The organism is Massilia antarctica (genome assembly GCF_015689335.1).
In the GTDB taxonomy this organism is placed as follows: Bacteria; Pseudomonadota; Gammaproteobacteria; order Burkholderiales; family Burkholderiaceae_D; genus Telluria_A; species Telluria_A antarctica.
Map to the genome: position 1 here is coordinate 5254191 of NZ_CP065053.1, position 25218 is coordinate 5279408.

A 25218-nucleotide genomic window follows, 5' to 3' on the forward strand; every position below is an offset into this window, starting at 1 on the left:
ATGCCCGCTTCAGGCCCGGCGGCGGGTAAGCCCCGCTTACCCGCTCAGGCGAGACTCATGTGGCCGGCGATGATTTGCCACTGACCGCCATCGTCCGGTGCGCGCCAGGTGCGGGTGCAGCGCAGGTCGAGATTGAACGGCGACTCGCCAAAGCTACCCACGAGATTCATTCGCGCCGACATGACGCCAAGGCGCGCGTCGGCCTCGATCTGTCGCTCCGCCGCCGCGATCACCCTGAATTTGAGCAGTCCGGAACGGTGCATGTCGAGATCCTGCCGTTTGCCGATGACCTCGCCCATGTGGGTGGTAAATAGCAGACCGGGCGCAATGAGGCGGTCGAGCGCGTCCACGTCGGCCGCCAGCATGGCGAGGCGCAACTGTTCTTCCAGCGCGATGATGTGGTCTTGCGCTTCCTTGTCGTGCATGGTGTTCCCTGGATTAAAGCGCCGGGAGCGATCCCGGCGTGTTCGATGAATCAGAATTGGTAGCGAAATCCCGTCGAGATCACCGTTACCCTGGTTTTGGTCAGGCGCATTGCCTCCGCATTGATCGATATGTGCTGATTAAAGGAGAAGCGCACGCCCGCGCCAATACTCGGATCGGTTTCGTTATAATTGCTGTCGCGCGCGGAAACCGCATGCATTTTGGTGCGGCCGATGCCGACGCGGCCGGTCAGGCTGAAACGGCCGCCCAGGGGAACCGCGCCCGTGACGGCGACACCATAATGCTCTTCAGGGTGGTACTCGTGCGAGTTGTAGGCATAGAACGGCATCTCGATGAAACTCAGGGTGTTGCTGAACACTTCCACGCCCACAGTGGTGTTGAACTGATAACCGGCGCGCAGTCCGAACGATAAATCATCGCGTTCGATCTGCTTATTCGACGAGGAAGCCTGGCCGATCGTGGTGGCTGCATACGCACCGGCACCGTCCGGGGCCGCCGAAGCGGGCAGGGAGAAGCCGGCGGCCAATGCCACGACGGCGCTGCTGAACATGATTCGCATAATTTTTCCTGATGGGTTTGTGCCATAGCCGGACGAGTAATTGGCTATTGCTACCTGGAATTATAGCTGGGTTAGTAACGAAAATGTCAACTCTGTTATTTATGCAACATAATCAGTGAAGAATAGCCGCTCGCTACCCTGTTTTTTCCTGTTGGTATATGCATGAACCGGTTTTTCCCGGCGTGAAAAATCAGGGGAGCCGGCCGTCGCGACCCGTTTATCGCCGCACCTCGAAGGATCATATGAAGAAAATTGTCTCTCTGTTTCAACGCAACTACGATGGTGACCGCCAGGTGCGCGACGAAGTCGTGCCCGGCGCCGCGTGGGTAGCCGCTGGGGAAGGTGTGGCGACGCGCAAGTGGGACGGCATGGCCGTCATGGTTGCCAACGGCGCCATCTTCAAGCGCTATGATGCGAAAGCGGGCCGCACGCCGCCCGCCGACTTCCTGCCCGCGCAGCCGGCGGCGGATGAGGCGACCGGCCACTGGCCGGGCTGGGTTCCCGCGGTCGGCCCTGACTCGGCGCGCATCATCGAAGGCGTGGAGTGGGGCGTGCGTACCTTGTTTGGCGGCGGCCCCGTTCCCGACGGCACCTATGAAGTGTGCGGGCCGAAAATCGGCACGCGCCATGGCGCCAATCCCGAGCGCCTGACGGAACATATTCTGGTCCCGCACGGCAAGGACCATTTGCCGGATTGCCCGCGCACCTTCAATGCCCTGCGCGATTACCTGACCGAACATGTCATCGAAGGTATTGTCTGGCATCGCCCGGACGGTCGGATGGCAAAAATCAAGGCCAGCGACTTCGGTATCAAGCGCACGCAGTCGGCCTGATAGTTACGTGTTTGCTAAAGCGACCGAGCCTGTAAGTGAGCTCGATCAGATCAATTCGTCGGCGCGCAGAAAGGACTCACCGTCGTTAACGCACCTCGTTATACACAAGTGTTCAGCGCGCCAATTCCCCGTAGCGCGCGTATCGTTTCGACCGCCACGTGAACATCCTTCAGTCCGAGCCAGATGGTCTTGACGCCGGGCTCGCCATCGCTCTTGCGGGCGAGGAAACCGCCGATGCAGGCGATCTGGCGCAGAACGTCGTTCAGACGCGGCTTCTCCGGCGGCGTCTTTTTGCGCAGCAGGTAGGCTGCTTGAATCTCGTCCGGGTCGAAGAACAGTTCCGCATCCAAATCCGGACAGGTCCTGCCCAAGCGCATCAGGTGGGCGATGCGCCACGCCACCACCATGAACAGCGCCAAGGCCCGTTCAAGCTGCGTGATCGAGCCCAGTTGCAGCGCCTCGACGCGGCAGGCGTTCTTGAGCACGTCGAACAGCATCTCGATTTCCCATCGCGCGCGGTACCAGTCGATCAGCTCGACGAGCGCCTCGGGCGTGGCGGCCTCGCGGTTGGTCAGCAAGCGCCACTCGATTGGTTTGACGCCGTCCGGCGCGTCGATCTCGCGCGCGATCACGCACGTGGCGAGGACGCTCTTTCCTTTGCCCGCAGGCATGGCGACCGTGCGTGCCCACAGTTGCTGGCGCACGGTGCGCGCCTTCACCCGGTGCCGCGCGGCCATCGCGAACGTCAGCTCGCCGATCGGCGCGCCCGCACTCGTGTGCTGCCACAGCTTCTCGCCGTCGGGCAGGCAGCGGTTGTGCTTGGCGCGCACCAGCCAGTCGGCCGGCGTGGCCAGTTCCTGGGCGCGCAGCATCAGGGGCACCAGATCGGCCTCGCGGTCGGCCACATACACCAGCCGTGTGCCGGGCAACTGCGCCGCCATCTCCGCGATCCGCTCGTAGCCCTCGATCCAGCGCAAACTCTCCTTCGGCCCGCCGCGCGCGCCGGATTTGTCCTTCTTTTCGCGTGCCCACATCCACGCGTCGATGATGCCCAGCGGCTCGCGCGCAGGCGTGACTGCGTAGGTCGGGTGCAGGTACATGCCGCGCTGGGCTTCGTAACTCAACGGGCCGAGGCCGAACGCGCCTTGGCCGTTGAAGTCCAGTTCAGTCGTGTCCTGCAGGCACAGCACAACCGGCAGCGCGGCCATGCGTTGCTGCGTCTGCTGCCAGTGCGGCGCCATGATCGCCTGCCAGTCGACGCTGTCGTTGTCGAAGAAGCGATACGCCGCCATCGTCTCGCCCCAGCCCTGACACGCCTTTGGCACGCTCGCCGTCGGGTCAGCCGCAAATCGCTCCATCAAGATCCTCGCTCGTTTGTTCAGGCGCGCATCGCCCAGGTCGAGTTGTTCAAATTCCGTCTCGGTCCAAGGTGCAGGTACTGTCGCCAATTCGTCCACGCAAAAGACGAGAGTAAACCTGAAACGCGGCGAGTTTACAAGGGGGCGCGTTAAGCCATTGAAGGTAAACAGATTTTCAGAACGGTCGGCGCCGCGCGCAAGATTTGTGTATAACGAGGTGCGTTAACGGTACGGTCGCCTTGTAGCGCGTGTTCCCCAGCACGAACGATAAGCGCGCTTGTGGCGGGTCGCTGGTCTTTATTAACTGCGTCGACACCATATCGGCATCAACCATTGTTTTAAGCCGCGTCGCCAGATTGCCGGGTTTAAGTTGGGGCGCGGTGCGCAAAATGTGTTGAATGGACCGAGCGCATACCGGGTTGTCCTGCTGCAGGCGCGCCATGGCACCTGATTGGTCAAGATCGACCGTGGCAGATGCATGAGAGTGACCAACTGCATTGAGCGCAATAAGTGAAAACAGGAAGGCAAGATGTGTTTTCATGAACAATATTTCTTACTCAACCGCCACCAAGGCAGGGTTTTCGTTAGATGTCTCCAGTCATTCCAAGTTCCACCACTGTCGAGAAAATTGACGATTTCGGTTTGCTTGGCAAGAACGTAGATTAATCCGCTGAATATTTTATTGACAAAATTATATTATTATAGTGTAATGGCGAACTTACTCATCCACACGCGAGACAATATGAAATCTTACATTGCAAGCTTGGTTTTGGGCTTGCTCGCCGCAGCCAATGCGAATGCCGAACTGGTCATTTTCGATTTCACCGCAAAGGTCAGCATGGCTCTCCGCTACCCAAATAACGGCGCGAATATGGAATCGTTGCAGTCGGTGTCCTTCAACGCACCTCGTTATACACAAGTGTTCAGCGCGCCAATTCCCCGTAGCGCGCGTATCGTTTCGACCGCCACGTGAACATCCTTCAGTCCGAGCCAGATCGTCTTGACGCCGGGCTCGCCATCGCTCTTGCGGGCGAGGAAACCGCCGATGCAGGCGATCTGGCGCAGAACGTCGTTCAGACGCGGCTTCTCCGGCGGCGTCTTTTTGCGCAGCAGGTAGGCTGCTTGAATCTCGTCCGGGTCGAAGAACAGTTCCGCATCCAAATCCGGACAGGTCCTGCCCAAGCGCATCAGGTGGGCGATGCGCCACGCCACCACCATGAACAGCGCCAAGGCCCGTTCAAGCTGCGTGATCGAGCCCAGTTGCAGCGCCTCGACGCGGCAGGCGTTCTTGAGCACGTCGAACAGCATCTCGATTTCCCATCGCGCGCGGTACCAGTCGATCAGCTCGACGACCGCCTCGGGCGTGGCGGCCTTGCGGTTGGTCAGCAAGCGCCACTCGATTGGTTTGACGCCGTCCGGCGCGTCGATCTCGCGCGCGATCACGCACGTGGCGAGGACGCTCTTTCCTTTGCCCGCAGGCAGGGCGACCGTGCGTGCCCACAGTTGCTGGCGCACGGTGCGCGCCTTCACCCCGTGCCGCGCGGCCATCGCGAACGTCAGCTCGCCGATCGGCGCGCCCGCACTCGTGTGCTGCCACAGCTTCTCGCCGTCGGGCAGGCAGCGGTTGTGCTTGGCGCGCACCAGCCAGTCGGCCGGCGTGGCCAGTTCCTGGGCGCGCAGCATCAACGGCACCAGATCGGCCTCGCGGTCGGCCACATACACCAGCCGTGTGCCGGGCAACTGCGCCGCCACCTCCGCGATCCGCTCGTAGCCCTCGATCCAGCGCAAACTCTCCTTCGGCCCGCCGCGCGCACCTGATTTGTCCTTCTTTTCGCGCGCCCACATCCACGCGTCGATGATGCCCAGCGGCTCGCGCGCAGGCGTGACTGCGTAGGTCGGGTGCAGGTACATGCCGCGCTGGGCTTCGTAACTCAACGGGCCGAGGCCGAACGCGCCTTGGCCGTTGAAGTCCAGTTCGGTCGTGTCCTGCAGGCACAGCACAACCGGCAGCGCGGCCATGCGTTGCTGCGTCTGCTGCCAGTGCGGCGCCATGATCGCCTGCCAGTCGACGCTGTCGTTGTCGAAGAAGCGATACGCCGCCATCGTCTCGCCCCAGCCCTGACACGCCTTTGGCACGCTCGCCGTCGGGTCAGCCGCAAATCGCTCCATCAAGATCCTCGCTCGTTTGTTCAGGCGCGCATCGCCCAGGTCGAGTTGTTCAAATTCCGTCTCGGTCCAAGGTGCAGGTACTGTCGCCAATTCGTCCACGCAAAAAACGAGAGTAAACCTGAAACGCGGCGAGTTTACAAGGGGGCGCGTTAAGCCATTGAATGTAAACAGATTTTCAGAACGGTCGGCACCGCGCGCAAGATTTGTGTATAACGAGGTGCCTTCAACGGTGCAACGATCGATGTCGGTAATACTATTCGCGGATCATTCACGCTCGACTTGGACACCCCGGTCTCTTTTTATATTCCCAATCAAGGTCCAGGTGCGACCCGTATTGAGTACGGCAATCCGAACAGCGAAGCCAGCAAAAACCTGGTGACAATGAAAATCGACCAATCCGGCTATGCATTCACCCCGAAACCGGATGGTCGCGGCGTGGGTATCGCGATTGAAGACGGCAGCGCCGGACATCATGATTCCTTTATTTTGACGAATAAAATGCACGACCAGGGGGCGGGCCGATTCGAATCGGTCAGGCTCGACATTTCGCAGGTAAACGGCAGCCTGCTCTCCAGCATCCGATTGCCGTCCACCTTGGATTTGAGTCGTGCAAGTTCCACTCATCTGACCTATAACTTCAGGGCCGATAATTCGAGCGACGGATACGCAGTGAACTCCAATCTGACGTCGCTGTCGGTGCGAGCCACGTCGCCAGTGCCTGAGCCATCGACTTATGCCATGATGGCCTTTGGCTTGCTGACCGTCGGCGCCGTCAGCCGCCGCAAGCGGCGCGGCAGCACCGCCGCGCTCGGCGCGTAAGCTGGCACGCCAGACCGCGACAGCCCGCCGGCAAGCCCCGCCCGCCGCAAGGCCGGCGGGGCTTTTTCGCGCAACGCCGGCATCGCCGCCGCCCTGTTTTCCGATTGTCTGTACAGTGATGGGCGGCGCATATTGTATAATGGCCGATTAGCGCTCAGCGCCTGTTTCCATTCGCAAAAGACCCAATCCAGCATGCTATCCACAGCTAACATCACGATGCAGTTCGGCGCCAAGCCGCTGTTTGAGAACATCTCCGTCAAATTCGGTGACGGCAACCGTTACGGCCTGATCGGCGCGAATGGTTGCGGCAAGTCGACCTTCATGAAGATCCTCGGTGGCGACCTCGAGCCATCCGGCGGCACCGTCATGCTCGACACCAACGAGCGCCTGGGCAAGCTGCGCCAGGACCAGTTCGCGTTCGAAGACATGCGCGTGCTGGACGTGGTCATGATGGGCCACACCGAACTGTGGAACGCCATTTCCGAGCGCGACGCCATCTACGCCAACCCCGAAGCCACCGACGACGACTACATGCACGCGGCCGAACTCGAAAGCAAGGTCGCCGAATACGACGGCTACTCGGCCGAAGCGCGCGCCGGCGAACTGCTGCTCGGCGCCGGCGTGTCGATCGACCAGCACCAAGGCCCGATGAGCGCCGTGGCGCCGGGCTGGAAGCTGCGCGTGCTGCTGGCCCAAGCCCTGTTCTCGAATCCGGACATCCTGCTGCTCGACGAGCCGACCAACAATCTGGACATCAACACGATTCGCTGGCTCGAAGACGTGCTCAACGACCGCAATTCGACCATGGTCATCATTTCCCACGATCGCCACTTCCTGAACCAGGTGTGCACGCACGTGGCCGACATGGATTACGGCACCCTCAAGGTGTACCCGGGCAACTACGACGAGTATATGTTCGCCTCGACCCAGGCGCGCAACCAGCAACTGGCCAACAATGCCAAGGCCAAAGAAAAAGTCGCGGAACTGCAAGACTTCGTGCGTCGCTTCGCCGCCAACAAATCCAAGGCACGCCAGGCCACATCGCGCGCCAAGCAGATCGACAAGATCAAGGTCGACGACATCAAGCCATCGTCGCGCGCCTATCCCTTCGTGCGCTTCGAAGCCGAGAAAAAACTGCACCGCCTGGCTGTGGAAGTCGAAGGCATTTCCAAAAAATACGACCGTCAGCTGTTCAAAAATTTCAGCATCATGGTCGAAGCCGGCGAGCGCATCGCGATCATCGGCGCCAACGGTGCCGGCAAAACGACCTTGCTGCGCTCCATCGGTTCCGAGCTGACCGGTTTGCAGCCGGATACCGGCCGTGTAAAGTGGGCCGAGAACGCCAACGTCGGCTACATGCCGCAGGATCCGACCGAGGAATTCGCCACCGATGCCGTGCTGACGGACTGGATCGGCCAGTGGACCAAGGAAGGCGACGACGACCAGGCCGTGCGCTCCATCCTGGGCCGCCTGCTGTTCGGCGGCGACGACGTGAAGAAATCGGTACGCGTGCTGTCCGGGGGTGAAAAAGGCCGCATGATGTACGGCAAGCTGATGCTCGGCCGCCACAACGTCATGCTGCTCGACGAGCCGACCAACCACATGGACATGGAATCGATCGAGTCGCTCAACATTGCGCTCGAAAAATACACCGGCACCCTGATTTTCGTGTCGCATGACCGCGAGTTCGTGTCCTCGCTGGCCAACCGCATTCTCGAAATCAAGGAAAACGAAATCGTCGACTTCCGTGGCAACTACGAGGATTACCTGACGAGCCAGGGCATCGACTAAGGCTGGCAACGGGGCGCCTGGCGCCCCGTTCGGCCATGTGGGGCAGCGGGCACCGAGGTGCCCGCGCGCCATTTCAAGGCGGCCCCTGCAACGATTTCTCTCTTGTGAGATAGTAACGACATGAATATTCTCCCTATCAAGACGTTCGAATACGAACATCCCCAGGCCGGCCTGAGCTGCACCGCACAAGCCTGGGCCCGCACGCCGGCGGCGCCGTCCGCCGCCGAAAAGACGGCGCTCAAGGAACGCATCAAGCGCTTGCTGAAGGAACGCGAAGCGGTGCTCGTGGCCCACTATTACGTGGACGGCGACCTGCAGGACCTGGCCGAGGAAACCGGCGGCTGCGTCTCCGATTCGCTCGAAATGGCGCGCTTCGGCCGCGATCATCCGGCAAAAACCCTGGTCGTCGCCGGCGTGCGTTTCATGGGCGAGACCGCCAAGATCCTCAGCCCCGAAAAACGCATCCTGATGCCCGACCTCGACGCCACCTGTTCGCTCGATCTGGGTTGCCCGGCCGACGAATTTTCGGCCTTTTGCGACGCCCATCCCGACCGCACAGTGGTGGTGTACGCCAACACCAGCGCCGCCGTCAAGGCGCGTGCCGACTGGATGGTGACCTCGTCCATCGGCCTGGACATCGTGGCCCACCTGCATGCGCAGGGTAAGAAAATCTTGTGGGCACCGGACAAGCATCTCGGTTCCTACATTCAAAAGCAGACCGGCGCCGACATGCTGCTGTGGCAGGGTTCCTGCCTGGTGCACGACGAATTCAAGGGCATCGAACTCGACTTGCTCAAGGCCGAGCATCCGGAAGCGAAGGTCCTGGTGCATCCGGAGTCGCCCGCGAACGTGGTGGCCCTGGCCGATGTGGTCGGTTCCACGACCCAGCTGATCAATGCCGCGCAAACGATGAATGCCACGACCTTCATCGTTGCCACCGACAACGGCATCCTGCACAAGATGCGCGCCGCCGCGCCGGGCAAGCATTTCATCGAAGCGCCGACCGCCGGCAACAGCGCCACCTGCAAGAGCTGCGCGCACTGCCCGTGGATGGCCATGAATGGCCTGCAAAACCTGGCTGACGTGCTCGAGAGCGGCAGCAATGAAATCCATGTCGATCCGCAAGTCGGCAAGGAAGCCGTACGGGCCATCGACCGCATGCTCGATTTCGCTGCGGCGAAAAAAGCCAAAGCCTTGCCGACCAGCGCGTTGGCCAACGAAGCAACCCTGTTTTCCGGAGTGGGTCCAGCATGAGCAATTTACGAAATCCTTACGCCGTTTTTGATGCGGCGCTGCAAACCGCCTTCGAATCGAATTTGCTGGCCGCCTTGCTTGAAGACGTCGGCAGCGGCGACCTGACCGGCAAGCTGGTGCCGGACGACACCCGCGTGCGCGCCAGGGTCATCGTGCGTGAAGAAGCCGTGCTCTGCGGCGGACCGTGGTTCGAAGGCGTGATGCTGGCCCTCGATCCGAGCATCGAGGTCGACTGGCAATATGCCGAAGGCGACCTGATGAACGCCGGCAGCGTGGTCTGCACCATCGAAGCGCCACCACGCGCCTTGCTCACGGCCGAGCGCGCCGCGCTGAACTTCATGCAGCTGCTGTCCGGCGTGGCCACCGTCACGCGCAGTTATGTCGAGGTGGTCGAGGGCACCAAGGCGTCGATTCTCGACACCCGCAAGACACTGCCGGGCCTGCGCCAGGCGCAAAAATATGCGGTGCGTGTCGGCGGCGGCAAGAATCAGCGCATGGCCTTGTACGACGGCATTTTGATCAAGGAAAACCACATCGCGGCGGCCGGCGGCGTAGCCAAAGCGCTGGCGGCGGCGCAAGCGCTGGACGCCGGCGTATCGATTCAGATCGAAGTCGAAACCCTGGCCCAGCTGAGCGAAGCGCTCGAGGCCGGTGCTACCTCGGTGCTTCTTGATAATTTCGAGCTGGGCACGATGCGCCACGCGGTCACGCTCAATGCGGGCCGCGCGCTGCTGGAAGCATCGGGTGGGGTGACCATGGACAGCGTGCGCGCGATCGCCGAAACGGGCGTCGACCGCATTTCCATCGGCAGCCTGACCAAGGATATCAAGGCCACCGATTTCTCGCTGCGGATTATCGACTGAGTGCAGACTGATCGACGTAGATCAGTTTCGAGGTATCGAAACCAAGCGCCTGGGCCTTAGCGACCAGGCGCTTTTTTGTTGCCTCATCCATTGTCGGGGTGCGCGACAGCAGCCAGAAATACGATGTATCGGGACCGCTGATCAGCGAATAAGCGTAATTGTCGCGATCGAGGTCGAAGACGATATAAGAGCCGTAAAAGGGACCGAAAAACGAGACCTTCAAATAGCCGACGTCGGGTTTCCCGACAAAATAGGCTTTGCCGACCGATTCCTTCCACTCCGCTTTTTCGGTGTTGTAGCCACGGTTGACAACTTTGATGCCGCCATCGTCGCGCATGCTGTAATCGGCAGTCACCCGGCTCAATCCACGCTCGAACGAATGATCCATGCGCGCGATTTCATACCATTTGCCCAAATACCGGGCCGAGTCGAAACTGGCCACAGGTACCACGCCATCCGGCTTGGAAACGCAGCCGGCGAGCAGAAACGCGATTAACACGAACAACGTTTTCATCATGAACTCCGCACCAAAAATGTTGAGTTCGATTGTAGCCCGGGGGGTGGCACGCACCTTGCGCGATTGGTAGGCGATCCCGGCCAACACGAGGGCGATTGCGCCGACCGGTGCTCGCCATTGTCGGCGCCATTGCTGTGCGAGATGGTGGCATCGGTATTGGCGTAGTCGGCGGTCCAGTCCCAGTCGCGCCCCAGCTTACCGGCGCTTTCCCGTTCCAGCCCGTGCACGTGCACTTCGCCGATTTGCACCTGGACTTCACGCTGGGACGTCGCCATCGGTCGCTTGGAGACCAGATTGACCACGCCGCCGATGCCGCCCTGGCCGTACAGCATTGGCGACTGGCCGCGCAGCACTTCCACGCGCTCCAGGGTGTACGTGTCGGGATGCGCGGTGTTGTAGCTGCCGAAGTTCGATGGCACGCCGCCCTGCAGCATGGCCGGATTGACCCTGCGCGAGGTGACTGAATCGACCCGGCTGTCGCAGTAGCTGGAGACCGGTCAGGCGCTGTCATTACGCCTTTGGCGCAGCGTTTGCGCGGGCGATGAGTAGATAATTTCGCAATGCAACATTCATGCGTGAAGCATGATAAATCTAACGTGTCAATACCGCCGAGCCATACGTATTGACATATAATTACGTTCCGTATCGCAACTAGTGATGAATCTAATGAGCAGAGGCACCCATGCAGGCATTCCTGGCGTCTGAGCGACGTTTTTTGCTACGAGTAAAAGCGGAGGCCGTTGTCATGCTTGTAGCTGGCGCGGTGATGTGTGGAGCGATCGTTGTCTGGGATCCGTCGTCGTGGCTACTTTGGTCATTCGGTATTTTTATCGCCCTGTATTCTGCAGCGCATGCATGGGTGTATCGCCTGTCGCCCGAGTGTTTCAGCCTGGAGGCGGAAACAAAACGAATGGAAAAGGCCCGATCCCGGCTCAGCGCTTTCAACGACCGGGCCGACTACGAGTGGTTGAGTGCCAAGATCGAGTTCAATCAGGAAACCATCGCATCACTCGCGCACTTTATGGCCGAGCGCGAGCGATAACGCGCGATTGATGGCTAGCAAACTGCCTGAGAAGCGCGGGGAGGATATCTTCGGCGCTGACTTCAACCTTCAACGATATCAAGTCGTCAGCGCGGGTTTTACCCAGGTTAATCGCGGCAATCGGCTTGCCGCTGTCGGCGGCCATGCGGCAAAAGCGAAAGCCCGAATACACCACCAGCGACGATCCGATCACCAGCAAGGCATCGGCTTCTGTCATGCGTGCCAGCGCATCGTGGGTGCGCTCGGCCGGCACGCCGTCGCCGAAAAACACCACGTCGGGTTTCAAGGTGCCGCCGCAGTGGACGCACCAGGGCAGGTGAAATTCGGCCAAGGCATCCGGCTCCAGGTGGGCGTCGCCATCCGGCGCTGGCGTGGCGACGGCGCCGGCCAGCGCCGGATTGGCCTCGGCCAGCTGGTCCTGCACAAAGGTGCGCGCAAAGCTCGCGTGGCAATCCAGGCACACCACCTTGTGGATATTGCCGTGCAGTTCAAGGACATCGGCGCTGCCGGCGCGCTGGTGCAGGCCGTCGACATTTTGCGTCATGAGCTCGCCGAGCCGCCCGGCCGCCTGCAGTGCGGCCAGCGCGAGGTGCCCGGCGTTCGGCGCGGCGGCCGACAGGGCCGGATAGCCGATCATGCTGCGCGCCCAGTAGCGCCGGCGCACTGCGTCCAGCTTGCGGAACTCCGGCCCTTGCACCGGGTTTTTGCCGCGCCGCACGCCATCGCGGTCGCGATAGTCCGGAATACCCGACGCGGTGCTCATGCCGGCGCCGGTCAGCACCAGGATGCGCCGGTGGCGTCCCACGAAATCGGCCAGTGCATCAACGTCAGCAGTCATGCGAATGCACCACCAGCTCGTCGAAGCCGGACAGCGGATCGGCTTCGCGCGCAAAGCGGTGGCCGGGCAGCAGGGCGATCAGGATTTCGGCCGTGGTGCGGATGGTGCAGCCGGCCAGTACGTGGCCGCCCAGCACGCGGCCGGCGGCATCGGCCACGGACATGTGCAGATGCGGGCCGTCCGGCGAGAGCGAACCGGCCAGGGTCAGGATTTCGATGTCGCCCTCGATGTCGGTGGCCTGGGCTGCGCCGGCCAGGCGCAAACGCGCACCGCGCAGGCTGCCGATGCCTTGCAAAACGAAGCCGGCCGCCATGCCGTGCGCGGCCAGCACGTCGGCCAGGGCGGCGCGCAAGTCCTGGCCCGGAACCAGCCTGAGAGGAAGTGTCTTCATGTGCCGATTTTACCCGGCCTTGCGGCGCGACGAGAACACAATCCCGGCGACGATCAGCGCAAAGGCCACGCCGTGGTACAGATGCGGCAGTTCGCCCAGGAAGGCCGACGACAGGATGGCCGCGAACAGCGGGGTCAGATTGGTGAAGAACGCGCCCACGCTGGGCCCCGCGCGCTGCACGCCGGCGCCCCAGCAGCGAAAGGCGATGATGGCCGGGCCGATGGCGACGTACAGCAGCGCCGCGCCAACGGTCCAGCTCCAGTGCACCGCCACGGCGCCGCCGGCCCACTCGACCCCGGCGAAGGCGCCCGACCACAGCACGCCGTAGATGACCTGGGCCAGCAAAAAGGCGGCCCAGTCGGCGCGCACGGCGGGAGGATCGTTTTGCCGGGTCAGCAGCCAGCTGTAGAACGACCAGGCGATGGTGGCCAGGATCATGTACAGGTCGCCGGCGACCAGGCGCATCGCGGCCAGCTGGCTCCACTCGCCGCGGCACAGCACCACCAGCACGCCGACGATCGACATGGCCGCGCCGATGACTTGCCGGCGGCCGACCTTCACGCCGAAAAACAGGGCGCCGACCAGCAGCATCCAGACCGGCATGCCGGCCGCCACCAGGGTAACGTTGATCGGGGTGGAGCTTTGCAGCGCCAGGTATTGAAGGGAGTTATACAGGCCGATGCCGAGCAGGCCGAGAAGCGCAAAGCGGCGCCAGTTGCTGCGCAATGCATCGCCGGCGAACAGGCGCCGTCCCAGCGGCAGCAGGATCAGCATGGCGATCGACCAGCGCAGCAGGTTGAGCGTCATCGGCGGCACCGCCTCGCGCACCAGGCGGCCGACGATGGCATTGCCCGCCCACAGAAGCGGGGGCAGGGTCAGCAAGCCGATGGTGGATGGAGTGAGTTTGCGATTCATGGCTGCGCCGGATCCGCGCCCGGCGAGGGGGACGACGTTAACGACGTGGCGGGGTCAGTACGCTTGGCAAGGCCTTCGGCAAGGTATTCGGATAGTCGCGGCTGAAATGCAGGCCACGGCTTTCGCGCCGGGTCAGCGCGCTATTAACGATCAGCGAAGCCACGTCGACCAGGTTGCGCAGCTCCAGCAAATCGTGCGTGATGCGGAAGTTGCGGTAGTACTCGTCGATTTCTTCCTTGAGCAGCGCGATGCGGTGCTGGGCGCGTTCGAGGCGCTTGGTGGTGCGCACGATGCCGACATAGTTCCACATGAAGCGGCGAAGCTCATCCCAGTTGTGGGCAATCACGACTTCCTCGTCGGCGTTGGTGACCCGGCTTTCATCCCAGGCCGGCAGGTCGCGCGTTTCGCCTTTCGGCATGGCGGCGATTTCGTGCGCGCAGGCGCGTCCCACCACCAGGCATTCGAGCAGCGAATTGCTGGCCAGGCGGTTGGCGCCGTGCAGGCCGGTGCAGGCGGTTTCGCCGACCGCGTACAGGCCCGGCACGTCGGTGCGCCCGGCCAGGTCGGTGACGATGCCGCCGCAGGTGAAGTGCACCGCCGGCACCACCGGAATCGGTTCCTTGGTGATGTCGATGCCCAGCTCCAGGCAGCGCGCGTAAATGGTCGGGAAGTGCTCCTTGAGGAATTCCGGACTCTGGTGGCTGATGTCCAGGTTCACGTAATCGAGGCCGCGCTTTTTCATCTCGAAGTCGATGGCGCGCGCCACCACGTCGCGCGGGGCCAGTTCGCCGCGCTCGTCGTACATCGGCATGAAGCGCGTGCCGGCCGCGGCGCCAGCTTCCGGCGGCAGCTTGAGCAAGCCGCCTTCGCCGCGGATCGCTTCCGTGATCAGGAAGGACTTGGCGTACGGGTGGTACAGGCAGGTCGGGTGGAACTGGATGAATTCCATGTTCGAGACGCGGCAGCCGGCACGCCACGCCATGGCGATGCCGTCGCCGGTGGCGGTGTCCGGATTGGTGGTGTACAAATACACCTTGCCGGCACCGCCAGTGGCCAGCACCGTGTGCTCGGCCTCGAAGGTCAGCACCTGGCCGGTTTTCTCGTCCTGCACATACAGGCCATAGCAGTGCGGCTGGCCGGCGCTGGCCGCCGCAGGCTTCGGGCCCAGTTTGTCGGAGGTGATGACGTCGATCGCGCAGTGCTGCTCGAACAGGGTGATGTTCGGATGCGCGCGCACCTTCTGCTCCAGGGTGACCTGGACCGCGTGGCCGGTGGCGTCGGCCGCGTGGATGATGCGGCGCTGGCTGTGGCCACCTTCGCGGGTCAGGTGAAATCCCATTTCGGCGGTCGGGTCGCGCGTGAAAGGCACACCCTGGTCGATCAGCCATTCGATCGCTTCGCGCCCGTGTTCGACGATGAAGCGGGTGGCCGCCTCGTCGCACAGGCCGCCGCCAGCCACCAGGGTGTCGTCGATGTGCTGGGCGTGGCTATCGCCCGAGTCCAGCACCGCGGCGATGCCGCCCTGGGCCCAGTTGCTGGCTCCATCGAGCAGTGCCCGCTTGGAGATGATGGCAACCGTGCGCGTTTGCGCAAGGTGCAGGGCAACCGACAGACCGGCCAGTCCGCTGCCGACAATAGCGACGTCAAATTTCATGTTGGGCGAGTAATTAGTGCAGAAGCATCACTATAGTCTATTTGGCTGCAGCGTGTCTGGCCTTCGGGAAATGCCCGGAAATGCTTGTTCGTAGTCAATACCTCTTATGCGTCTGTAAGCGATTATTTACCACGCCGTGCCGTGGGCGCGTCGCTGGCGGGGAGGAAGCGTGATCCGGATTTTCAGTCACTACGTATCCAAGATGGCGTTCGTGCTGCTGCTGCTCGAACTGCTGATGCTGCTCACGTCGGCGAGCGTGGCCTCGGTGCTGTGGTTTTCGGACCAGCATGGCCAGTTTCGGGCCGATAACCTGTATCTGTCGTCGCTGACGTTCGCGCTGGTGATCATCTTCAGCATGAGCGCGCTCGGGATGTACCAGCACAGTTCGCGCGAGGGCATCCGCACCACCCTGATCCGCATCATGCCCTCGTTCGCGCTCGGTTTCGCGCTGCTCAGCGCCCTGATCGCGGTGCGCCCCGAGATCTATTTCGGGCGCGGGATCAGCAGCGTGATCTTCGCCATCGGCGCCACCGCGGTGGTGCTTACGCGCCTGGTGGTATTCAAGTCGGCCGAATCGGCGCTGCTCGAAGCGCGCCTGATCTTCGTGGGCAACGGTCCGCTGGCGCGCGAGTGCATGGATCTGGCGCACAGCAAGATCGGCCTGCATCAGTTCAGCGTGGTGGGCTGCGTGCCGATCGCCGGCGAAGACAGCTGCGTGCCCACCGCGGCCCTGCTGCCGGTGGGCGAGTCGCTGCTGTCGATGGCGCGCCGCTACGAGGCGCGCGAACTGGTGGTGACGGTGACGAACCGGCGCAGCAAGGAGTTCCCCGTGGGCGACCTGCTCGACTGCGCGCTCGGCGGCGTGCGCGTGATCGACGCCGCCACCTTCTTCGAGCGCGAAGCGTGCCAGATTCGGCTCGATTCGCTGCAGCCAAGCTACCTGATTTTCGGCGGAGGCTTCGACCAGAGCTTCTGGCGCGCCAGCGTCAAGCGCTGCTTCGACCTGGTGGCCAGCGGCTGCATCACCCTGGTGTCGCTGCCGGTCATGCTGCTGGCCGCGGCGGCCATCACCTTCGATGATGGCGGGCCGCTGTTCTACCAGCAGGAACGGGTCGGAAAAGATGGCCGTGTCTTCAATGTGCTCAAATTCCGCAGCATGCGCATCAATGCCGAAGCGCCCGGCGTGCCTACTTGGGCGGCGGCCAACGATCCGCGCGTCACCCGTGTGGGGCGCTACTTGCGCATGCTGCGCATCGACGAGCTGCCGCAGATGCTCAACGTGTTCAAGGGCGAAATGAGCTTCGTCGGGCCGCGCCCGGAACGCGCCTTCTTCGTCGACCAACTGGCGCGCGATATCCCTTACTACAACGTCCGTCACAGCATCAAGCCCGGCGTGACGGGCCTGGCCCAGGTGCGCTACCAGTACGGCGCCTCGGTCGACGACGCCATCCAGAAGCTGCAGTACGACCTGTACTACGTCAAGAACAACAGCCTGTTCCTCGATCTGCTGATCCTGATCGATACGGTGCAGGTGGTTTTGCTGGGCAAGGGAAGCCGCTGAACGTGAACGTCATTTAAGGAGCAGCACAATGGGCAAAAAGAAGCTGTTGGTGGTCGAAGACGACAAAGGCTTGCAGAAGCAGCTGCGCTGGAGTTTCGATGGCTATGATGTGCTCATCGCCGAGGACCGCGAGAGCGCGCTGGCGCAGCTGCACCGACATCGCCCGGCGGTGGTGACGCTCGACCTGGGCTTGCCGCCCGATCCGGACGGCGCCACCGAGGGGCTGGCCACCCTGCGCCAGATCCTGGCCGAGGCGCCCGGCACCAAGGTCATCGTCTTGTCGGGCAACCAGGCACGCGCCCATGCGCTCAAGGCGATTGGCATGGGCGCCTACGACTTTCACCAGAAGCCCTTCGACGCCGATACCCTGGGCCTGGTGGTGGAGCGGGCCTTCTATCTGCACGCGATGCAGGAAGAGAACCAGCGCATGCTGCAGATCGGCGCCGACTCGCCGCTCGCGCGCATCGTCACGCGCGACCCGGCCATGCTGCGCCTGTGCCGCAGCGTCGAAAAGCTGGCGCCGTCGTCGGCCACGGTCATGCTGCTGGGCGACTCGGGCAGCGGCAAGGAGCTGTTTGCGCGCGGCCTGCACGACTTGTCGGCGCGCCACGACAAACGCTTCGTGGCGATCAACTGCGCGGCCATTCCGGCCGACCTGCTCGAGAGCGAATTGTTCGGCCACGAAAAGGGCGCCTTCACCGGCGCCGGCCAGCAAACCCTGGGCAAGATCGAGATGGCGCAGGGCGGCACCTTCTTCCTCGACGAAATCGGCGACATGGCGATGGCCCTGCAGGCCAAGCTGCTGCGCTTCGTGCAGGAGAGGGTGATCGAGCGCATCGGCGGGCGCAGCGAGATCGCCATCGATGCGCGCATCGTCTGCGCCACCCACCAGGATTTGCCCGAGCTGGTGCGCGAAGGGCGCTTCCGCGAGGATTTGTACTACCGCCTGAGCGAAGTGGTGCTGGCCATTCCGCCGCTGCGCGAGCGGGTCGGCGACCCGGTGCTGCTGGCGCACCACTTCAAGCACCAGGCCAGCCTGATGGAGCGGCGCAGCGTGCCGGCGTTCACCGAGGACGCGGTGCTGGCGATCGAGCAGTATGGCTGGCCGGGCAATGTGCGCGAGCTGGAAAACTGCATCCGGCGCGCGGTGATCATGTCGGAAGGGCCGCAGATCAGCGCGCGCGACCTGGGCCTGGACGGCGCGCCGCAGGCGGACGCCCCGGTCAACCTGCGCCAGGTGCGCGACGCCGCCGAATACAAGGTAATGGTGACGGCGCTGGCGCGCACCAATGGGTCGATCGTCAAGGCGGCCGAGCTGCTCGGCGTGAGCCGCCCGACCCTGTATGACCTGATGCACCATCACGGCATCAGGATTTCACCATGACGCAATCCAGTTCGCGCTGATTTCGGCCACCGCGTCGCGCCAGGCGCGGCTGGCGAAGCTGCGCTCGGCGCCGCCGACGCTGACGCATTTGCAGCGCACCCCGTGCCGCTTGAGCAGGGCGTCGACGTGCTGCGCGCCCGCTTCGTCGCCGCCCAGGATCACCAGGGCCGCGCCGTCGAAACCCGACAGGCTGGCCAGCACACGGCGCGGCAGCGGCAGGCCGGCATCGCCGGCGGCGGCGCGCATGTCCTGGCGCAGCGCGGCCACGCCGTCCGGACCGCCGCGGCTGTCGCTGGCCACGCGCTTCCAGAAATCGACTTCGCCCAGGCGCGCCAGCAGCTGCGGCAAGCCGTCCGCGCGCGGCGCGCTGCCCGGGGCCTGCATCCATGGATTGAGCAGCACCACGCCGGAGACGCGGGTGTCGGCATGGGCGTACAGCACGGCGGCCGTGGCGGCGTCGCCAAAGCCCCACAGCACCACGTCCTGCATGCCGGGCATCTGGGCGAAGAAGGCGCGCATGGCGGCCTGGATATCCTCGCCCAGCGCATCGATGGGGCGCGCCTCGCCTTCACTGTCGCCCATGCCGCGGTGGTCGAAGCGCAGCACCGGGATGCCGCGCGCGGCCATCAGGCGCGCCAGCAAGGTGAAATGGCGATGGTCGCCGATGCGGTATTGCGGCGCGCTGGTGACGACCAGCACGCCGCGCGTGAGCGGCCGTTCGGGCAGGTCGAGGATGCCGATCAGCGAATCGCCGCCACAGTTAAATTGCACAGCGCGTTGGGTGGCGTCCATTATGCCTCCGCCGTGAAGACGGCACTGGTGGCGGCCAGCAGGGCCGGACACTCGGCGATATCGTTGGCGCCCCAGAACGGTCGACCTTCGATCGGATAAAAATGCAGGGTAACCCCGTGCGCGCTCCAGCGCCGGGCAATGCGCTCGGCGCTGGCGGACAGCCGGGACGGGGCCGGCGAGGCGCTGGCGAACCAGTGCACCCGGCAGGGCGGCAGCGGCAGCGCCGCCGCGTCGCAGGCGTCGATGGCCTGCACCAGTGGCGCGGCCAATTCGTAGCCGCCCACTTCGAGCATGCCGCGCGCGAGCAGGTCGGCGCGCAGCTCGCTGGTGGTGCCGAAGCGGGCCGGGTCGCCGTCCTGCATGCGCGCGGCCAGGCCCTGGCGCAGGAACTGGTTGATGCAGGTGCGCCCGTTCAGGAAAGGCTGCCACAGGATCACGCCGTCGACCGGGGCGCCGCAGGCGAAGTCGAGCGCCAGCAGGCCGCCCAGGCGGATGCCCCACAGGTGCATCGGCAAGCCGGGGGTGCGCTCGGCCAGCCAGGCGCGCGCGACTTCGAGATCGTCTTTCCAGGCTTCCCAGCGCACCTGGCTGAAGTCGCCGCAACTGTCGCCGCAGCCGAACATATCGATCTGCAGCACCGCGTAGCCGGCCGCGGCGAAGCGGCGCGCCTGCAGGGTGGCCATGCGGCGCGACTTGTTCAGTTCATCGGCGAACGGGTGCACGTACAGGATGGCGCCGCGCGCGCGCAACTGCGGGGCCGGCGCGTGATACAGGCTGAAACGCGTGCCAGTTTCGACATTGAAGAAAAAGGGCTCGACGCGCGGAAGGGTCAACAGGGGCGCATTCATGGTGTTCTTATCTCCTGTACGCACCCCGGACCGGGCCGGGACGCAAGATTGCGGGCGCACTGGTTAAGGAATGGTCGGTTCCCTCGCCCCTGTCCTGTCAGCGGAACCGGTTTCATTAAACACCCCGCAAATTGCGGGCTTCTTGAGCGCGCACAAGAGGAAGAGTGCCGTCGCAATGCTTGATTCCGGTCAAGGACGGGCACCCCGTTTTTCTTAATCATGAGTTCCCCTGGGAAATAATTTACGCAGAGGAATATATGAGCGCACTCGTGCACGACCTGATCAACCTAGCCGCCTGGCGCACGCCGCACGCGCCGGCCTTGCGCTACCTGGACAACAGCCTCAGTTACGAAGAATTGGCGCGCTGTGTCGAGGTGGCCGCGCAAGGCTTGCTGGCCCTGGGACTGGGACGCGGCGAGCGGGTCGCGCTGTTTCTCGACAAGTGCGAGGAAGCCGTGCTGGCCTTGTTCGGCGCGGCGGCGGCCGGCCTGGCGTTCGTGCCGGTCAATCCCTTGCTCAAGCCGGCCCAGGTCGGTCATATCCTGCGCGACTGCGGCGCCCGTGTGCTGCTGACCTCGCCCGCCCGGCTGGCCACGCTCGACCTCGAGCTGGGCCGCTGTCCCGATCTGTATTGCGTGCTGCAAACCGGGGCCGAGGATGGCATGCTGCCCGGCCTTGGTGTGCTGGCCTGGGATGGCTGGATGCGGCGTGCCGCTGCCGCTCCCGTGCGCGACTACCACCGCCGCATCGATACCGACATGGCGGCTCTGCTGTACACCTCCGGCAGCAGTGGCGCGCCGACCGGGGTGGTCTTGTCGCACCGCAACCTGGTGGCGGCGGCCGCCAGCATGGTCAGTTGCCTGGGACACACGCCGTTCGAGCGCATCCTGGCGCTGCTGCCGCTCAGCCTGGACTACGGCCTGAGCCAGCTGACCAGCGCCTTTGCCGCCGGCGCCGCCGTCGTGCTGATGAATCCGCTGCTGACGCGCGACATTCCGGACATGGTCGCGCGCGAACGCATCACCGCCCTGGCCGCGCTGGCGCCGCTGTGGATCCAGCTGGCCGAGCTGCATTGGGATGCGCAGCACAGCTTGCGCACCATCACCAGTTCCGGCGGCGCGATGCCGGCTGCGGCCCTGGCCGCGCTGCGCCGGCGCTTGCCGGACACCCGGGTGTACCTGATGTACGGCTTGACCGAAGCCTTCCGCGCGACTTGCCTGGCGCCGGAGCAGCTCGACACGCGGCCCGATTCGATCGGCAAGGCCATTCCGAATGCCGAGGTGCTGGTGCTGCGACCGGCCGGCCAGCCATGCTTGCCGGGCGAGCCGGGCGAACTGGTGTACCGCGGGCCGCTGGTGGCGCTCGGCTACTGGAACGATGAGGCGCGCACGGCCGAGCGCTTCCGGGCGCTGCCGGCGCAGCCCGGGCTGCCGTTGGGCGAAACGGGGGTGTGGTCGGGCGACACCGTGCGCATGGATGAGGACGGCTATCTGTACTTCCTCGGCCGCAGCGACGAGATGATCACCACCGGCGGCTACCGGGTCAGTCCGACCGAGATCGAGGACGTGCTGTACGCGACCGGGCTGGTGGCCGAGGCGGCCGCGCTGGGGCTGGCGCACCCGGTGCTGGGGCAATCGATCGCGCTGGCCGTCACGCCGCGCCGCGGCTGCCTGCTGGAGCCGGCCGTGCTGCTGGCCGCCTGCCGCGCGAAATTGCCCGGATACATGCTGCCGCTGCTGGCGCAAGTGCGCGAGGCGCTGCCGCGCAGCCCCAACGGCAAGTTCGACCGGCGCCTGCTGGCCGCCCAGATGGCGGCCGGCGCTTGATGTCAGGCGCGCGCGAACAGGTTGCCGGCCAGGCGCAGCAGGAAGGCGCCGCCGGCTTGGGCGCACGGGGCGAAGCGCGGCAGCGCGAACAGGTCGCTGCCGCTGCGGGCCGCGCCGCGCCCCATGCCGACGGCCGCCTGGAATCCCTGGGCGCGCAGCATCAGGGCGTGGCGCTGCTCGAAATCCTCGCCCGGCTTGCCGCTGGGATAGGCGAACAGGCGCACCGGGGCTTGCAGGATATCTTCGATGCGGCTGCGGCCGGCGGCGATCTCGGCGCGGGCGGCGGCATTCGACAGGCTGGCCAGCGCGCTGTCGTGCAGCGGATGGGCGCCGACGTCCATGCCAGCCCGGTGCAGGGCCAGCAACTGGTCGGAACTGAGCATGGTCGGGGTGATGCGGCGCGCCATCGAGCGCGCGCGTACCAGCCGCTCGTGCGGCGGCAGCAGGCGCAGGGCGGCCAGCAGCATCTCGATCACGGCGCGGCGGCGCTGCGGACAGCCGATGTCGTAGCTGGCAAAGCCGCTGCGCGCCAGGTTCAGGCGCTCGCCCGGCGCGTTGCGCACCACCTCGGTGACGATGTCGCTCCAGGTGCAGCCGCCGTCGAGGTAGCTGGCGGCGATGAAAAACGTGGCCGGCACGCCGTGGCGCTGCAGCAGGGGCAGGGCCACGGAAGCGTGCTCGGCGTAGCCATGGTCGAAGGTGAGGCAGGCGGCGCGGGCCGGCAGGGTGCCCTCGGCCAGGTGCGCCACCGCGCGCGCCAGCGGCATCAGACGGAAGCAGCGGGTCAGCAGGCGCAGCTGCTGCTCGAAACGGCGCGCGTACAGGCGCTCGGGAAACAGCGGATCGGGCGCGGCCAGCACGCGCTGGTAGATCAGGATGGAAAGCGGTGCGCGCATGTATTTTTCTTTGGCGAAACTAATTGACTTCCCTCAATGAACCGCCTGTGCCCATCGGTACACTGGATTCTTAGGCTGAGGCAATACTAAATCAGCGCGCGTGGCGACTTGTTGAGCATTCTCATGCCGTCGGCGTTGCTGCTGCCCTGGGGCCCGGCCCCTGTTTGACAACGGAGGCGTGCATGCGTATCGGTATCTTGTCTTATCCCATGCTGTTCGAACGCGACGATGGCGTTCAGCGGCAGGTCCGCGAAACCATCCGTGCCCTGGCGCAGCTTGGGGCGCATGCGGAATCGCCGATCAAGGTGGAGGTGATCAATCCGCACGCCGTGCGGCTCGACGAATTCGACCTGATCCACGTGTTTTCAGCCACCCAGGGCAACCACCGGCTGGTGGACCTAGCCGCCGAGCAGGGGGTGCCGGTGGTACTCACGCCCCTGATTTCGCCCGGCTGGGACCGCGCCAGCGGCAGCAGCGCGCGCGCCGGCGACCACCGGCTCGGCAACCTGACCGCGGGGAATGTGCAGAGCGGCTATGCCCGCACCCGGCGCGCGCTGCAGCAGGCCAGCCTGATCGTGGCGCTGGGCGAGGCCGAGAAACAGGCCATCGGCGCCGGTTTCCTGATCGAGGACGCCAAGGTGCGGGTGCTGCCGAACGGGGTCGATCCGGCCTTGCTGGCGGCCGATGGCGAGCTGTTTCGCAAGCGCACCGGCATCGGCGGGCCGTACGCGCTGATGGCCGGCCCCATTTCTCCGTACCAGGACCAGCTGGCGATGGCGCACGCGATGGCGGCGCTGTCGCTGCCGCTGGTGCTGGTGGGCGAGGCGGGCGAACGCGACCAGGATTACCTGCGTCAATTGCGCGCCGTGCGCGGCGTCACTTGCCTGGGCGCCTTGCGCCAGGATGGGCCGATGCTGGCCAGTACTTACGCGGCAGCCTCGGTGTTCCTGCCGCCGGGCGAGGGGCAGGGCGCGCTGCTGGCGGTGCTCGATGCGCTGGCGGCCGGCACGCCGGTGCTGATGGCGCACGACACGCCCTCGAGCATGGCCGCCGGCGGTTTCGCCCTGGTGCGGGTGGACTGGAACGATACCGATGCCCTGCAGCGCGCGGTGCTGCGCCTGCTGGTGTCGCCGCCGCCGCGCGAGCAGGTGCGCGCGCTGGTGCGCGGCTGCAGCTGGGAACGAGTGGCGCGCCAGCTGGCTGCCTGCTACGCCGAAGTGGGCGCGCTGCGCCAGGCGGCGCTGGTCTAGGCGCGCGCGCCCCAGGAATGCGGCGCCGGCCCCGGACATGGCCCATGCGGGTGGGTCAAGCCATCGTACACGCGCAGATAGCCGCGCGCCATTTCCGGCAGGCTGTGGTTGGCGATGACGTGGCTGCGCGCGCGCATGCCGTGGCGCGCGCCCATGTCGGGGATGCGGCAATAGTCGGCGATGGCGGCCGCCATCAGTTCGGGCGAGCGCGGCGGCACCAGGATGCCGGTAAAGCCGGGATGCACCAGCACCGGATTGCCGCCTACGGCGGTGGCCACCACCGGCAAGCCGCTGGCCATGGCTTCGAGGATGGTGTTGGAACTGCCTTCGGCCAGCGACGGCAGCACGAACAAGTCCATGGCGCGCAGCAGCTGGGCGATGTCGGTGCGCTCGCCCGGCAGCCAGGCGCGGTGGGCGGCGCCGGCGCGGGTGAGCGTGTCGAGGCAGGCGGCGCGCTGCGGGCCGTCGCCCACGATCAGGAGCCGCATGCGCTGGTGCGCCGGGTGCGGCGAGGCGATCAGGCGCAGGAAGGCTTCGACCAGAGTACCGTAATCCTTGACTTCATCCATGCGGCCGACGCTGCCGATGACGAAGGCGTTGTCCTGCATGAAGCCGGCCGGGCCGACCGCGGCCGGCGGGCCCAGGCGCGGGTGGAACTGGATGCTGTCGACCCCGTTCGAAATCTGCGACACCTTGTCCGGCTCGGCGCCGACGCTGTCGATCAGCCAGTGTTCGAGGTCGGCGCTGACGGCGATGAAATGGCCGATCAGCGGACGCAGCAGGCGGCGCAGCAGCTTGTACTTGAGGCGCTTGCCGTACAGGTCGCTCATATCGCGGCCATGCTCGCCGTGCACGCGCAGCTTGACCCCGGCCAGGGCGGCCACCAACTGGCCTTCGATGCCGCATAGGTTGCGCGTGTGGATCAGGTCCGGCTGCAGCGCGCGCAGGGCGCGGAACAGGCGCAGGTAATGGCCCCAATCCTTGCCTTCGCGCTTGTTCAAGCTGATGATTTCGACCCCACGCGTCTTGATGTGGGCGTGGTAATCCGAATAATCCTTGAGGCAGACGATGGCGTGCCGGTAGCGTTCCGGCGGCATGTGCTTGATCAGGTTGATCAAGCCGTTTTCCAGGCCGCCGATGTCGAGCTGGTGGATCAGATGCACCACCAGACGGGGTGGTTCGAGAGAGCTTGTCATGGTCGACTCCGCAAAAGT

25 protein-coding genes are annotated in these 25218 nt (G+C 64.6%); 10 read left to right on the forward strand and 15 right to left on the reverse strand.

Features of this window, described 5'->3' with window-relative positions; translation table 11 throughout:
- Positions 1–44 precede the first annotated feature (44 nt).
- Both IV454_RS23340 and IV454_RS23345 read right to left on the reverse strand, forming a co-directional pair.
- On the reverse strand, positions 45–425 hold the full coding sequence (locus IV454_RS23340) for a nuclear transport factor 2 family protein (RefSeq protein WP_206088060.1): 381 nt from the start codon (positions 423–425) through the stop codon (positions 45–47).
- Positions 426–475: 50 nt separating this feature from the next.
- Entirely contained in the window at positions 476–1003 is a 528-nt protein-coding gene (locus IV454_RS23345) for a porin family protein (RefSeq protein ID WP_206088061.1), read from the reverse strand.
- A 242-nt stretch (positions 1004–1245) separates the two neighbouring features.
- Here IV454_RS23345 and IV454_RS23350 point away from each other — a divergent pair, with 242 nt between their 5' ends.
- Positions 1246–1836 (forward strand): DUF5565 family protein, encoded by a 591-nt coding sequence (locus IV454_RS23350; protein ID WP_206088062.1) that lies wholly within the window; start codon positions 1246–1248, stop codon positions 1834–1836.
- Positions 1837–1934: 98 nt separating this feature from the next.
- Here IV454_RS23350 and IV454_RS23355 read toward each other — a convergent pair whose 3' ends face one another.
- The 3 genes from IV454_RS23355 to IV454_RS23365 form a co-directional block, all read right to left on the reverse strand.
- A complete protein-coding gene (locus IV454_RS23355) occupies positions 1935–3293 on the reverse strand; it encodes an IS4 family transposase (RefSeq protein ID WP_441294968.1) in 1359 nt (452 codons plus the stop codon).
- Between the two features lie 76 nt (positions 3294–3369).
- A complete protein-coding gene (locus tag IV454_RS23360; protein ID WP_206088064.1) occupies positions 3370–3735 on the reverse strand; it encodes a hypothetical protein in 366 nt (121 codons plus the stop codon).
- Positions 3736–4103: 368 nt separating this feature from the next.
- Positions 4104–5462, reverse strand: a complete 1359-nt coding sequence (locus tag IV454_RS23365; RefSeq protein WP_441294969.1) for an IS4 family transposase — start codon at positions 5460–5462, stop codon at positions 4104–4106.
- A 180-nt stretch (positions 5463–5642) separates the two neighbouring features.
- Here IV454_RS23365 and IV454_RS23370 point away from each other — a divergent pair, with 180 nt between their 5' ends.
- The 4 genes from IV454_RS23370 to nadC all read left to right on the forward strand — a co-directional run bounded on the left by IV454_RS23370 (position 5643) and on the right by nadC (position 10090).
- Positions 5643–6182 carry a PEP-CTERM sorting domain-containing protein gene (locus IV454_RS23370; RefSeq protein WP_229521801.1) on the forward strand — a complete coding sequence of 180 codons (540 nt, stop codon included), beginning with the start codon at positions 5643–5645 and terminating at the stop codon, positions 6180–6182.
- A 192-nt stretch (positions 6183–6374) separates the two neighbouring features.
- The gene (locus IV454_RS23375; protein WP_054264505.1) at positions 6375–7973 is read left to right on the forward strand and encodes an ABC-F family ATPase; all 1599 of its coding nucleotides are present in this window, start codon (positions 6375–6377) and stop codon (positions 7971–7973) included.
- Between the two features lie 120 nt (positions 7974–8093).
- Positions 8094–9227 carry a quinolinate synthase NadA gene (gene nadA / locus IV454_RS23380; protein ID WP_206088066.1) on the forward strand — a complete coding sequence of 378 codons (1134 nt, stop codon included), beginning with the start codon at positions 8094–8096 and terminating at the stop codon, positions 9225–9227.
- Entirely contained in the window at positions 9224–10090 is an 867-nt protein-coding gene (gene nadC / locus IV454_RS23385) for a carboxylating nicotinate-nucleotide diphosphorylase (RefSeq protein WP_206088067.1), read from the forward strand. The genes nadA and nadC overlap by 4 nt, the downstream gene beginning before the upstream one ends.
- Here the strand turns inward: nadC and IV454_RS23390 are convergent.
- Both IV454_RS23390 and IV454_RS33390 read right to left on the reverse strand, forming a co-directional pair.
- Positions 10080–10604 (reverse strand): lipocalin family protein, encoded by a 525-nt coding sequence (locus IV454_RS23390; protein WP_206088068.1) that lies wholly within the window; start codon positions 10602–10604, stop codon positions 10080–10082. The genes nadC and IV454_RS23390 overlap by 11 nt on opposite strands.
- On the reverse strand, positions 10604–11041 hold the full coding sequence (locus IV454_RS33390; protein ID WP_206088069.1) for a TonB-dependent receptor plug domain-containing protein: 438 nt from the start codon (positions 11039–11041) through the stop codon (positions 10604–10606). The genes IV454_RS23390 and IV454_RS33390 overlap by 1 nt, the downstream gene beginning before the upstream one ends.
- Before the next feature lie 248 nt (positions 11042–11289).
- On the opposite strand from IV454_RS33390, the gene IV454_RS23400 reads away from it, so the two are divergent.
- On the forward strand, positions 11290–11649 hold the full coding sequence (locus IV454_RS23400) for a hypothetical protein (protein ID WP_206088070.1): 360 nt from the start codon (positions 11290–11292) through the stop codon (positions 11647–11649).
- Here the strand turns inward: IV454_RS23400 and IV454_RS23405 are convergent.
- The 4 genes from IV454_RS23405 to nadB are packed head-to-tail and all read right to left on the reverse strand — an operon-like array spanning position 11627 to position 15447.
- Complete coding sequence (locus IV454_RS23405) at positions 11627–12487, reverse strand: NAD-dependent protein deacetylase (protein WP_206088071.1); 861 nt, start codon at positions 12485–12487, stop codon at positions 11627–11629. The genes IV454_RS23400 and IV454_RS23405 overlap by 23 nt on opposite strands.
- Positions 12477–12878, reverse strand: coding sequence for a PPC domain-containing DNA-binding protein (locus IV454_RS23410; RefSeq protein WP_206088072.1), 402 nt, complete (start codon positions 12876–12878; stop codon positions 12477–12479). Before IV454_RS23410 ends, IV454_RS23405 begins: the two co-directional genes overlap by 11 nt.
- A gap of 9 nt (positions 12879–12887) precedes the next feature.
- Positions 12888–13793: a DMT family transporter gene (locus IV454_RS23415; protein WP_206088073.1), complete on the reverse strand. Its 906-nt coding sequence runs from the start codon at positions 13791–13793 to the stop codon at positions 12888–12890.
- 37 nt (positions 13794–13830) lie between these two features.
- Entirely contained in the window at positions 13831–15447 is a 1617-nt protein-coding gene (nadB, locus tag IV454_RS23420; protein ID WP_054262366.1) for an L-aspartate oxidase, read from the reverse strand.
- Positions 15448–15616: 169 nt separating this feature from the next.
- Between nadB and IV454_RS23425 the strand changes: the two genes are divergently transcribed.
- Together IV454_RS23425 and prsR are read left to right on the forward strand one after the other, a co-directional pair.
- Positions 15617–17008 (forward strand): TIGR03013 family XrtA/PEP-CTERM system glycosyltransferase, encoded by a 1392-nt coding sequence (locus IV454_RS23425; RefSeq protein ID WP_206088074.1) that lies wholly within the window; start codon positions 15617–15619, stop codon positions 17006–17008.
- A gap of 28 nt (positions 17009–17036) precedes the next feature.
- A complete protein-coding gene (gene prsR / locus IV454_RS23430) occupies positions 17037–18392 on the forward strand; it encodes a PEP-CTERM-box response regulator transcription factor (RefSeq protein WP_206088075.1) in 1356 nt (451 codons plus the stop codon).
- Here prsR and IV454_RS23435 read toward each other — a convergent pair.
- The gene (locus IV454_RS23435) at positions 18384–19184 is read right to left on the reverse strand and encodes a hydrolase 1, exosortase A system-associated (protein WP_206088076.1); all 801 of its coding nucleotides are present in this window, start codon (positions 19182–19184) and stop codon (positions 18384–18386) included. The genes prsR and IV454_RS23435 overlap by 9 nt on opposite strands.
- Positions 19184–20032: a hydrolase 2, exosortase A system-associated gene (locus IV454_RS23440; protein ID WP_206088077.1), complete on the reverse strand. Its 849-nt coding sequence runs from the start codon at positions 20030–20032 to the stop codon at positions 19184–19186. The genes IV454_RS23435 and IV454_RS23440 overlap by 1 nt, the downstream gene beginning before the upstream one ends.
- A gap of 257 nt (positions 20033–20289) precedes the next feature.
- Here IV454_RS23440 and IV454_RS23445 point away from each other — a divergent pair, with 257 nt between their 5' ends.
- Positions 20290–21858: an acyl-CoA ligase (AMP-forming), exosortase A system-associated gene (locus IV454_RS23445; protein WP_206088078.1), complete on the forward strand. Its 1569-nt coding sequence runs from the start codon at positions 20290–20292 to the stop codon at positions 21856–21858.
- Positions 21859–21860: 2 nt separating this feature from the next.
- Here the strand turns inward: IV454_RS23445 and IV454_RS23450 are convergent, their stop codons facing one another.
- A complete protein-coding gene (locus IV454_RS23450; protein WP_206088079.1) occupies positions 21861–22754 on the reverse strand; it encodes a polysaccharide deacetylase family protein in 894 nt (297 codons plus the stop codon).
- Positions 22755–22936: 182 nt separating this feature from the next.
- Here IV454_RS23450 and IV454_RS23455 point away from each other — a divergent pair, with 182 nt between their 5' ends.
- Positions 22937–24004 (forward strand): glycosyltransferase, encoded by a 1068-nt coding sequence (locus IV454_RS23455; RefSeq protein WP_229521802.1) that lies wholly within the window; start codon positions 22937–22939, stop codon positions 24002–24004.
- On the opposite strand, the gene IV454_RS23460 is transcribed toward IV454_RS23455, so the two are convergent.
- Positions 24001–25200, reverse strand: coding sequence for a TIGR03088 family PEP-CTERM/XrtA system glycosyltransferase (locus IV454_RS23460; protein ID WP_206088080.1), 1200 nt, complete (start codon positions 25198–25200; stop codon positions 24001–24003). The genes IV454_RS23455 and IV454_RS23460 overlap by 4 nt on opposite strands.
- Positions 25201–25218: the final 18 nt, after the last annotated feature.